The 10897-nt window shown below is 56.3% G+C and carries 14 protein-coding genes; 6 read left to right on the top strand and 8 right to left on the bottom strand.

Going from position 1 to position 10897, the window contains the following annotated elements:
* Positions 1-299: putative glycoside hydrolase (locus BG52_RS11180; protein WP_036667276.1), on the top strand; the 299-nt coding region annotated here is incomplete at its 5' end.
* A gap of 86 nt (positions 300-385) precedes the next feature.
* Here the strand turns inward: BG52_RS11180 and BG52_RS11185 are convergent.
* From BG52_RS11185 to BG52_RS11200, 4 genes are all read right to left on the bottom strand, one after another.
* Positions 386-583 carry a DUF3906 family protein gene (locus tag BG52_RS11185; protein ID WP_036585249.1) on the bottom strand — a complete coding sequence of 66 codons (198 nt, stop codon included), beginning with the start codon at positions 581-583 and terminating at the stop codon, positions 386-388.
* Between the two features lie 9 nt (positions 584-592).
* Positions 593-1561, bottom strand: a complete 969-nt coding sequence (gene pfkA, locus BG52_RS11190) for a 6-phosphofructokinase (protein ID WP_036585251.1) — start codon at positions 1559-1561, stop codon at positions 593-595.
* A gap of 76 nt (positions 1562-1637) precedes the next feature.
* Entirely contained in the window at positions 1638-2720 is a 1083-nt protein-coding gene (locus BG52_RS11195) for a tetraprenyl-beta-curcumene synthase family protein (RefSeq protein ID WP_036585253.1), read from the bottom strand.
* Between the two features lie 20 nt (positions 2721-2740).
* Positions 2741-3058 carry a hypothetical protein gene (locus BG52_RS11200; RefSeq protein ID WP_036585257.1) on the bottom strand — a complete coding sequence of 106 codons (318 nt, stop codon included), beginning with the start codon at positions 3056-3058 and terminating at the stop codon, positions 2741-2743.
* A gap of 85 nt (positions 3059-3143) precedes the next feature.
* On the opposite strand from BG52_RS11200, the gene BG52_RS11205 reads away from it, so the two are divergent.
* Both BG52_RS11205 and BG52_RS11210 read left to right on the top strand, forming a co-directional pair.
* Positions 3144-4334: an MFS transporter gene (locus BG52_RS11205; RefSeq protein WP_081793809.1), complete on the top strand. Its 1191-nt coding sequence runs from the start codon at positions 3144-3146 to the stop codon at positions 4332-4334.
* A 102-nt stretch (positions 4335-4436) separates the two neighbouring features.
* Positions 4437-5084, top strand: a complete 648-nt coding sequence (locus BG52_RS11210) for a nitroreductase family protein (RefSeq protein WP_036585276.1) — start codon at positions 4437-4439, stop codon at positions 5082-5084.
* Between the two features lie 90 nt (positions 5085-5174).
* Here BG52_RS11210 and BG52_RS11215 read toward each other — a convergent pair whose 3' ends face one another.
* Positions 5175-5915: a YebC/PmpR family DNA-binding transcriptional regulator gene (locus tag BG52_RS11215; protein ID WP_036585258.1), complete on the bottom strand. Its 741-nt coding sequence runs from the start codon at positions 5913-5915 to the stop codon at positions 5175-5177.
* A 147-nt stretch (positions 5916-6062) separates the two neighbouring features.
* Positions 6063-6260, bottom strand: a complete 198-nt coding sequence (locus tag BG52_RS11220; protein WP_036585259.1) for a cold shock domain-containing protein — start codon at positions 6258-6260, stop codon at positions 6063-6065.
* 221 nt (positions 6261-6481) lie between these two features.
* On the opposite strand from BG52_RS11220, the gene BG52_RS11225 reads away from it, so the two are divergent.
* The 3 genes from BG52_RS11225 (at position 6482) to pepF (ending at position 8982) form a co-directional block, all read left to right on the top strand.
* Positions 6482-6715, top strand: coding sequence for a hypothetical protein (locus BG52_RS11225; protein WP_036585260.1), 234 nt, complete (start codon positions 6482-6484; stop codon positions 6713-6715).
* A 101-nt stretch (positions 6716-6816) separates the two neighbouring features.
* A complete protein-coding gene (locus tag BG52_RS11230) occupies positions 6817-6996 on the top strand; it encodes a hypothetical protein (RefSeq protein WP_036585262.1) in 180 nt (59 codons plus the stop codon).
* Positions 6997-7191: 195 nt separating this feature from the next.
* Positions 7192-8982, top strand: a complete 1791-nt coding sequence (pepF, locus tag BG52_RS11235) for an oligoendopeptidase F (RefSeq protein ID WP_036585265.1) — start codon at positions 7192-7194, stop codon at positions 8980-8982.
* 50 nt (positions 8983-9032) lie between these two features.
* Here pepF and BG52_RS11240 read toward each other — a convergent pair whose 3' ends face one another.
* Positions 9033-9908, bottom strand: coding sequence for an ABC transporter ATP-binding protein (locus BG52_RS11240; protein WP_036585268.1), 876 nt, complete (start codon positions 9906-9908; stop codon positions 9033-9035).
* Positions 9909-9912: 4 nt separating this feature from the next.
* A partial coding sequence (locus tag BG52_RS16510) for an ABC transporter permease (protein ID WP_036667280.1) occupies positions 9913-10897 on the bottom strand: 985 nt, incomplete at its 5' end.

Here is a 10897-nt window from a genome sequence, read left to right on the forward strand (position 1 = left end):
CGAGCCATTACTCGACCGGCTGGTTTGACGTCGCCAATCCGGACACGAACCCGTATGCGACGATTAAAGGCTCCATGCTCGATACGCATAAGAAGCTGAATCCGATCGGCGTTCACAAGCCGGTTGTGCGGCCGTGGATCCAGGATTTCACCGCAAGCTGGCTCGGCAAAGGCAACTATATCAAATACGGGAAAGCCGAAGTGCAGGCGCAGATCAAAGCGCTGAAGGATACCGGCGTGGACGAATACCTGCTCTGGAACGCAGGAAACAAATATTCGCCCGGGGTCAGCTACAAATAATCAGCCGCTTATGCGCCACTAACGCATTGAAAAGCCCGCGTTCTCTTGATTTAAGGGAACGCGGGCTTTTCGTTGCTGCCGTACATCTATTCGATCAGGTAGCCCGAGCCGGGCTCGAGTCTTTTCTTCTCGACGATGGCGGTCGACCGGATTTCCGGCGTTTGAACAAAGTGACGGGCAACGTGGCTCTCGACGTATGAGAACGCCTTCTCGTCGCCGTCCGCCAACAGGATCAGATGCGCCAGCTTGCCGGGCAGCTCGATTTCGATTTTGTACAGGAACATGGCGGTCACCTATTGCGACAGGCGCAGCGCCAGATTGTACAGATCCATATTGAACGGCTTCTTCGCGTTCACGACCTTGTCGATTTCGGTTGCTGTCATTACGCCGTCGATGATGCCGCAAGCCTTGCCGGAGTCGCCGTCCATCAGCCTCTGCACCGCGAAATCGCCCAGCTTGCTCGCCAAAATGCGATCGTTATGGGTCGGCGTACCTCCGCGCTGGATGTGGCCGAGTACCGTTACGCGGGGCTCGATGCCATTGCGCGCCGTAATGGCCTCCGAGATTTCCTGTCCGTTGCCGGCACCCTCCGCCACAATGACGATACTGTGCCGCTTGCCGGCCTGGAAGTTTTCCCGCATCCGTCCGGCGATCGCATCGATGTCATAAGGCACCTCCGGCACGATGATCGTTTCGGCGCCGCTCGCCAGACCGGCGTAAAGCGCGATATCGCCGCAGTGGCGGCCCATGACTTCCACGACCGAGGAACGCTCATGGGACGTCATCGTATCGCGCAGCTTGTTGATGGCGTCTACACAAATGCTTACCGCCGTATCGAAACCGATCGTGAAATCGGTGAACGAAATGTCGTTGTCGATTGTGCCCGGCAGGCCCATCGTCTTGATGCCAAGCTTGCTCAGCTTGTTCGCCCCCTGATAGGAGCCGTCGCCACCAATGACGATCAGGCCGTCGATGCCGCGCGCGCGCAAGATGTCCGCGCCCCGCTGCTGCCCTTCGGGCGTCAAAAACTCTTTACAACGGGCGGTTTGCAGAATGGTGCCGCCGCGTTGAATAATATCGCCCACACTGCGCAAATCCATCGACCGCAGATCGTCGTTAATCAGACCCTGATAGCCGCGCTGCACGCCGTAAACCTCAAGGCCGTTGAACAGCGCGCTGCGTACGACCGCGCGCACGGCGGCGTTCATTCCCTGCGAATCGCCGCCGCTTGTTAATACTGCGATTTTTTTGACTGCTGACATGATGCATCCTCCCTGATCATGAAATACCGTTGAAAATGATGAAATGATGCCATGCTGGCACGCATGCGTGCCGGGATCAGCGCTGTTTGGCGCGTATCCACATGCTGTTAAGCCAGAAAAAAGTGCGTGTCGCCGGGCTGCGCTTCATCAGGATGCCCGTTACCGCTCGAACGTCAGCCTGCTCCCTCGCCTTCGGATCGGACAAGTACAAGGCAAGCAGCCCCTCAATGATCATGCGGTGAAACCCCGGCGCGGGCAAGCAGCGGACGTCCTCGCGGGCGCGATCGACCACCATCCGCAATCGTTCAAGCAATTCGTCCCGGCTGGTGTAATAGCTGCAGAAGTTCAGATCGCCGCCTAACCTGTCCTCTTCCTGATCGATCAAATAATCGAGCAGAATGTGCAAGCCGCATACATGCGGAAAATAGACGTGTCTGGTCTTCTCGGCCTCCGCCTCGGTCAGATCCGGCCGGCAAGCTTCCACAAACAGCATGAACATCCCGAGCGTTGAACCTGCGGCGGCCGCGAATTCGTTCCAGCGCAAATGCGGATACTCCGAACGATGACTTTCCCACCAGGCGGTCAGTGACGGCAATCTCTGTTCCTTCGCGATATGCTTATACACCTGCAAATCGCCGTAAAGGCCGACCAAATAGGTAACATGCGCTTTCACCTTATCATAGCCCGGCAGCATCGCCGCTTGCGCTTGGCAGGTGCGCACCAGCGCATGCAAATAGCCGCCGTCATCGTTTTCTTCCCGCAGCGCATAATAATCGGTCAACTCCGCATCCGGATCGACCGCGTCCAGCATGGACCGGTGCAGCAGCCGGAAGTCCGCTGCGTCCAGCGAGGTGCTGCGGTCGCAAAGATTGTCCAGATAGTCGCTGATTGTCTGCAGCGCCACAATCAGCGGAATCAGCTCGCCGCGCCGGTCAAGCCGCGCCGCTGCGTAGACCGCTCCGCCTTCGCAATGAAACTGCTTTGTGGCCATGCTGGCCAGCGCCTGGTTCCTGAGCTCCAGGTCGGGAATGGCCGAAGCCATCGTCTTCCATTTGTCCAGCTCCGCATATACATCGGGCAAAATATATTTATAGACCCGATACATAAGAAGGACCGGATTCTGCGGCGTATGCCGCACAGCTTCCGTTTGAACGTTCACGTTGGCGCCTCCGTCCTTCTTCAGGAATGGCGCCGCGTTTCAATCTCTTGATTGATGCGGTACCAAATATGCAGGTCGTTGATCCGGCTGGCCAATTCGGCGATATCCCAATTCAGCGCGCAGGAAGCTCCAAAATCGTCTTCTTCGAACAATCGTGCCTGAAGCATATGAATCCGCCTCTCCAGCGCAAAAATCCGGTCAGGAATCGAGCCTCGAATGCTTTCCCATCTCGCCAAAGCCGCCGCCCGTTCGGCCTTCGGGATGCCATCCCATTCACCGTCGATAACCGGCAGTTCGATGCCGAGCCTATCGCTCAATCGAAATGCAATATTCCCCATTGTAAACCTCCAACAAATAATGTACCATTTCAGAACATACAAATCCAGCATACGGATGAAATTGCCGTTACAGGAAGGGAACGCGATGAATGTACGGACCGAATCCGCGCCGCATGCGTTGACGAGACCCGGTTCGATGAAGGAATCGGGACTGCTCCGCGCCCATATGTACTTTTTTTACTCGACGATGGCCATGCTGGTGTCGTATCTGCCGCTCTACTTTGCCGACCGCGGCTTCACGCCGTCCCAAATCGGCCTTATTTATGCAACCGGTCCTGCGGTTTCGATCGCCGGAAATTTGCTGATGGGTCTGGCGAGCGACAAATACAGAACGATCAAAAAGCTCCTCGTTCTGCTGTTCGCCGGGCAACTGCTGATTCTCTTCATGCTGCAGCAGGCGCAAGCATTCGGCTGGGTGCTGGCCATCATGACTGTGTTCTACCTTTTTCAGACGCCGGTTCAACCGCTCAGCGACAGTCTCGCGCTGCTGTCCGCCGCCCATACGGGACGGAACTACCCTTCGATCCGGATTTATGGCTCGATCGGGTTCGCCGTTTCCGCCTTGGCGATCGGTTTTCTGCTCAAGGCGCAAGGCTCCGGCTTCACGGTCACCGTCACCCTTGCATTGGTGGCATTGTCTCTCTGCATCTCTTTCACGCTGCGGGACTACCAGGGCGAAGTGCGCAAAATGGATTTTTCGGGCTTCTTTGCCCTTATCCGCAAGCCGTCCATCGTCGCTTTCTTTGTCTTCACGCTCGTGCTTTCCGTCGCTCACCGGATGTATGAGGGCTTTCTCGCCCTCACGCTGCGGGAGATGGGAGCGAGTCAAAGCCTCATCGGCTCCGCGTGGCTGACCTCCGCCCTCAGCGAGATTCCGATCCTGTACCTGCTCGGCAAATACGGCCATAAGCTGAAAGAGCTGCCGCTACTCGCTTTGGCGTCTTTTATGTATGCTGTTCGTTATTTTCTGATGTCCCGGCTGGAGGATCCCTCCTATGTGATTCTTCTCCAGCTCATGCACAGCATATCATTCGGCATCTTCTTCTCGACCTCGCTGCGGTATATGACCTATCTCCTTCCGGATGAGTACCGCTCTTCCGGCCAAGCTTTGTACGCGGTCGTGTGGGCGGGCGTTGCCGGGGTGGTCAGCGGAACGGTCGGCGGCTTTTGGTTCGAAACGTACGGAACGCAATGGTTTTTCACAACCGCTTCGGTGTTTGCAGCGATTGCCGGCATCGGCTTCACCGCGCTGCATCTGACCGGCCGGAGTCGCTAGTCCGCTTGCGTTTCCCGCAAATTCTCCTATAATGAGATTGCGCGTCCGTCTCGCTTATGGAGGAGGCCGTCGATGCGCGGACCGCAGGAAGGGACGAAAAACATGGACTACTTAGCATTCAAACAGATCGTGCACGACCGCAGAAGCGTGCGCAAATTCAGCGACCGTCCGGTAACGGCGGAGCAAATCCGCGAGTTGATCGACTGCGCGCGTTACGCGCCGAGCGATACAAATTCGCAAACGTGGGAATTCATCGTGATTGTCAACAAGGAAAAAATCAAAGCGATCGAGGACATGACTTGGGCGGAACTGCATAAACGCGCCGAGGCGGCCGAAGCCAAGGGCCTAAGCAGGGAAGCCCGGCTGCTCGTGAAGTCATTCGGCCCTTATGCCACGGCTTTCTCTGACGCGCCGGCGCTCATCGTTTGTCTGGCGACTCCGTACAACTCGAAATTCCGGGAGCGCATTTTCGATCCGATCGCCCTCGTGCCCGAGGAGGTATGGCGCGAAGAAGGCATCAAGAGCAGCTGCCTCGCTTCGCAAAATCTCATGCTGGCCGCGCACGCCATGGGACTGGCCACCTGCCCGATGACCGGTCCGGTGCTGCTAGCCGAGCATCCGATGAAGCAATATCTCGGCATCGACGACACCCGGCAGGTCAATATGGTCATCGCGCTCGGCCATCCTTCCGAAACGCCCGGCAAGCTGCCGCGCAAGGAAGTTGACGCCATCCTGACGATCATCGAGTAAAAGGAGAAAGGACGATTCCGTACGCGGCGCCCGCGCCGCGTACGGAATCGTCCTTTCGTGCGTTTGGCCGGCCGCTACCCTCGCCGGCGGTTATCCCAGCTTTGCCATTTCCTCTTCGCTGATGTCGAAGTTTGCATAAACGTCCTGCACGTCGTCGTTGTCCTCAAAGGCGTCCATCATTTTCATCAGCTTCTCGGCGTTGTCGCCTTCCGCTTTGATCGTATTCTGCGGCAGCCAGCGCACCGCCGCGCTCGTGAAGTCGTAGCCTTCCGCCTCAAGCGCGGTTTTGACCTTCTCGAAATCATGCGGATGGGTCAGAACCTCGAACGACTCCTCGTTCACAATGATATCCTCCGCGCCGGCTTCGAGCGCCTGCATCATCATCGTATCCTCGTCAGCCTCATGCTTCTCGCGGTCGATAACGAGCAGCCCCTTCTCGTCGAACATATAGGCGACACAGCCGCTCTCGCCCATATTGCCCCCGCGTTTATTAAACACGGCGCGCACATCCGCCGCTGTCCGGTTCCGGTTGTCTGTCAGACACTTCACCATAATGGCCACGCCGCCGGGTCCGTAGCCCTCGTAGATGATTTCCTCGTAATCTTCGGCTTCTCCGGCTCCGGCCGCCTTCTTGATCGCACGCTCGATATTGTCCATCGGCATCTGCTCGGCTCGAGCGTTGGCGATCGCCGTCTTCAGTCCGTAATTCGCCTCGGGGTTCGTTCCACCCTTACGGGCGGCTACGTAAATTTCACGCCCGAGCTTCACGAACTTGTTATTTTTAGCCTGATCGGCTTTACCTTTGCGGTCTTTGAACAATTTGAATTTCATGCGTCTCGTCCTCCCGGAAATGATTCACCAATCAGTGTATCATCATCGCATTCGTTACGTCAAAACCCTTTGCACATGAAAAAAAGACCCCGTAGAAGTCGGGGTCCTGATGTGCTATACGCTATATTATAAGAAGTTTCCTTAATCTTATAACTTGATTACGTTAGCCGCTTGCGGTCCGCGGTTGCCGCTCGTGATTTCGAATTCGACTGCTTGACCTTCTTCCAGCGTTTTGAAGCCTTCGCCGGTAATCGCCGAGAAATGAACGAATACGTCTTCACCGTTCTCGACCTGGATAAAACCGTAGCCTTTTTCTGCGTTAAACCACTTAACTGTTCCTTTCAAATGAACAACCTCCTAAAAATGACGCCGTTATGACGGCGAATATATCCATTATATTCGCTTGACGGTTAAATTGCAAACGATATACAACCGGAACTCAATGGCTTCCGCGGATTTGGCATACCTACCCGGCCGTGTACGCATTATACTGCTGAATCAGGTTGATTTCCACAGAATGGTTGGCTATGATGAGGAAAACAATTCACGCAGCAGGGAGTGCCGCCATGTTTAAGAAATACGAGATCTATAAGAAAGACAAATACAATATGCTGACAGTAGAGGTCCAGGGCAAGACGCTCATCGTGCGGGAAATATCCGACCAATGGGGAGAAGAATGCCATACCTTCGTCAGCCGGCCGGAAATGCTGCACTGGGCGGAAAACCGCTTCCGGGCAGGCCAGCTTGAAGGCGGCGAAGCTGAACGCGACACGATATTGGAGGCATTCAAATCCATTTGACGCGCTTGCGCCGCGCTCGCCCGGCAATCGACTGCGGTGCCGGCCGCAGGATATGACTTCCCGCTCGGCGAAATGTCATTTTCAGGAGGAAACAGACGCCCATGGACGCAACAGCCACGCTCATCTTTATTATCGCAGCATTTTCGCTCGGCGCTATCATTATCATGAAGAAGGATTCGATTCCAGCTTCCATGAGAAGGGGCATCGCGCTAACCGCCATCCTGCTGATCGCTTTTGCCTTTTTCCTGATCGTTTACAGCTTCCTGAATTTAGGCTCATAACCGGCCGCGCTCATGAAAGACGCGGCGGGCGCGCATACTACAGGGCAAAAAAGGGGTGCGAGCATGAAATGGCTTCCCTTCCTGCTGTCCCTAGGTCTGATGTCCGCCGCGGTTTCAAGCGCTGCCGGACCTTCCGATGCCGCCCGGAACAATGCCACGGCACAACCAAAATTAGAGTCCGATAGGAGGAGCCCAATGAACCAATTACCGAAACGTTCCGAGACGAGTCCCGACCACCGCTGGAAGCTGGAGGACCTTTTTGCCGACAAAGGCGCCTGGGAGCAGGAATATGCCGTTGCGAAGCAGCTATTGAACCAAATCGGCCAATACGAAGGCAAGCTGGCCGACCCCGGCAAGCTGAAAGAGTGCTTCGAGCTCGAAGACGAATTGTCACTGCACGTAGAGCGTTTATATGTTTATGCCAACATGCGCCATCATGAGGATACGGCAGAGCCGGCCAATATGGCGTTGTCCGACAAATCCAAGAAGCTTAGCGTGGAAACCGGCGAAGCGCTGTCGTTCATCACGCCGGAGGTGCTTAGCCTCCCGGACGATCAGCTCGACAAGCTAATCGACAATCCCGAGCTGGCGAAGTACCGGTTTACGCTGGTCGAGATGCGCCGCCAAAAGGCGCACGTGCTTTCGAAGACCGAGGAAGCGCTGCTTGCCCAAGCGGGCAACATCAGTCAGGCGCCAGGCACCATTTTCAGCATGCTGAATAATGCCGACCTTAAATTCCCCAAAGTGAGGAACGAGGACGGCGAGGAGGTCGAGCTCACCCAGGGGCGGTACATTCAATTTCTGGAAAGCAAGGACCGCGACGTCCGCCGCGAAGCGTTCAAGGCGATGTACGATACATACGGCAAAATGAAAAACACGCTCGCTTCGACGCTCAGCGCCAACGTGAACAAAAACATTTTTTACGCCCGCGCGCGCAAATACCCTTCGGCTCTGGAGATGTCCCTCTACGGCGACAACATTCCGAAGGAAGTCTATACGAATCTGATCGATACGATCCACAAGCATCTTCCGCTGATTCACCGGTACATGAAGCTGCGCAAAAAGCTGCTGAAGGTCGACGAGCTCCACATGTACGACCTGTTCGCCCCGCTTGTCGACGAGTTCAAAATGGACATCACTTACGATGAAGCGAAAGCGACCGTGCAGGAGAGCCTGAAGCCGCTAGGCGACGATTACCGAAAGGTGCTGAAAAGCGGCTTCGAGGAGGGATGGATCGACGTCTACGAGAACGAAGGCAAGCGCAGCGGCGCGTATAGCTGGGGTGCATACGGCACCCATCCGTTCGTGCTGCTCAACCATAAAGACAACCTGAACAGCATGTTCACGCTGACGCACGAGATGGGACACGCGCTGCATTCCTACTATTCCGACACGACCCAGGATTTCCGCGATGCGCAGTACACCATCTTCCTGGCCGAGGTGGCGTCGACGTTGAACGAAGCTCTGCTCATGCACTACATGCTGGAGAAATCGACCGATCCGAAGGAGAAAATGTTCCTGCTCACCTATTACGCGGATCAATTCCGGACGACGGTATTCCGTCAGACAATGTTCGCCGAATTCGAGAAAATCATCCACGAGAAGACCGAAGCCGGCGAATCGTTGACGCCGCAGGCGCTGTCCGAAATCTATTACGGCCTGAACAAGCAATATTACGGCGACGGCATGGTCGTGGACCAGGACATCGAGATGGAGTGGGCGCGTATTCCGCACTTTTACACCAGCTTCTATGTGTACAAGTACGCCACCGGTTTCTCGGCTGCAACCAGCTTCGCCAAGCAAATCCTGGAAGAAGGCGAGCCGGCGGTCGAGCGCTATCTCAGCTTCCTGAAGAGCGGCGGCAGCGACTATTCGATCAACATCCTCAGCAAGGCGGGCGTTGACATGTCCTCCCCGGAACCGATCAGCCAAGCGATGAGCGTATTCGAGGATCTCATCGGACAGATGGAGGAGTTGACCAAATAAAAAATGGCGGCGGTACGAACTGTCCGTATCCTCCTCCCGCTCCCAACCGCTTATTCTGGCGGATAAAGGACGATTCTGCCGTCCTCCATCTCCACGCGGACCTTATTGCTGTTTTGGAAGCCTTGCTCTGTCAGAAAGCTTGACGGAATTTGCAAGCGGCCCGCTTTATCGATGACGGCATATTCGACATGGCTTTCGGCTGCGGCCGCCCCCTCCTGCTGGAGACTCTCCAGCTCTTCCACATAGGCTTGCCGACGGATCATCTCCGAGGAGGTTTTGCCGTCGCGGATGGCGACGACGCGGTCCACCTTGCGCGCCAGCAGCGGATCGTGTGTGACGATCACGATCGTGATGCCGATGGAGCGGTTCAACTCGCGAAAAAGATCCAGCACCTGGTTCGACGTCTTCGTGTCGAGCGAGCCGGTAGGCTCGTCAGCCAGCAGGAGGCGCGGTTCATTCGCAAGTGCGATCGCGATGGCGACCCGCTGCTGCTCGCCCCCGGATAATTCGCTCAACCGGTTTTTCATACGGTGCCCGAGACCGACGGCTTCCAACAGCTCAATGGCGCGTGCACGCCGGCGCCCGCCCTTGAGCAGAATGGGAAGCTCGACATTTTCCAGTGCCGTCAGATACGGAATGAGGTTCCTCGCATTGTTCTGCCAGACGAAACCTACGCTCTCGCGTTTGTAACGAACGAGATCCTTTTCGGCGAAAGCGAGCAAATCCTGACCGTCCACGGCCAGTTTGCCGGCAGACGGCCTGTCGAGACCGCCGAGCATGTTGAGCAGCGTCGACTTGCCGCTGCCGCTGTTCCCGATGATCGCCATCAGCTCGCCGGCTTCCACCTGCAGGTCCAGCCCTTGAAGCGCGACCACTTCCAGGTCCTTGGTTTTATAGATTTTGACCAGCCCGTCGCAATGGATCATCCGCTTACTCCTCCCCCAGCTTCAGCGCTTGGCTGATTTTGACTCGCGAAAGCCGGTAGCCGAGCACGAACAGCCCGATCGTAAGCATGACGGCTACCATGCCGTACAGCTGCAAATAATCGCCGAGACGGAAAATAATATCGAACGGCGGCACCTGCTCCGCCGGATTGAACGACAGTTCAAAGAGCGGAACAAACAAGCGGCTGACAAGATTGCCGGTCGATACCCCGATCAGCACGGCCGCGCCGGAGGTAAGCAACTGCTCGCTGATCAGCATGCCGATTATTTGCCCGAAGGGAATGCCCATTGCCCGCAGCACGCCGAATTGAAGCGTTCTGCCGGACAAGGACAAAATCCAGAATATGAGGAAGCCGAAAAAGCTGATCAGCATCGAAATGACGAAGCCCAAAGTCATCACGCCGTTTATGGCCAGCCTGAATGGATCGTTCTTGGACTGAATCAGTTCCTGCCTGCCGTCGCGCAGCTCGGTGACCGGAATCCCCCGCTCAGCAAGCGATTCGTATAACCCGAAGCTTGACGCCCCGTCCTCAAGCTTCAGCCATACCTGATACGGCTCGAGCGCCAGCCTGTTCTGAATCGATTCCAGATGACCGACGATCAGCATCGGCTCTCCAGCGGATTCCGGGCTCGGCTTCCGGTTTGGGTTCCAGCCCGGCCAGTAGCCAACGATCCCGTACACCGTGAACAGCGCCTGCTCCATCCCCTCCCACCCGACATAAATGCCGTCGCCCGGCTTGAGCTTGTATTCATCGGCCATCGACTTCGAGATCAGTACCGCCTTCGGGTCGGAAGCAAGCAAGTTCAAATAGCCGTTGATGTGGTGGTCAAGCAGCCCGGGCTGCATCCAAGCCGTTTGTCCGAAGTCGTAGGTGTCGATGCCGTACAAGGTCGCGGATCCGTTACCTGCCGCAGCGCTGAAGGAGGTGCCGTCCTTGACGAATACCCGGGCTGCCGATTCGACGCCTTCA

The sequence above is a fragment of the Paenibacillus darwinianus genome (assembly GCF_000598065.1).
In the GTDB taxonomy this organism is placed as follows: Bacteria; Bacillota; Bacilli; order Paenibacillales; family Paenibacillaceae; genus Paenibacillus_I; species Paenibacillus_I darwinianus.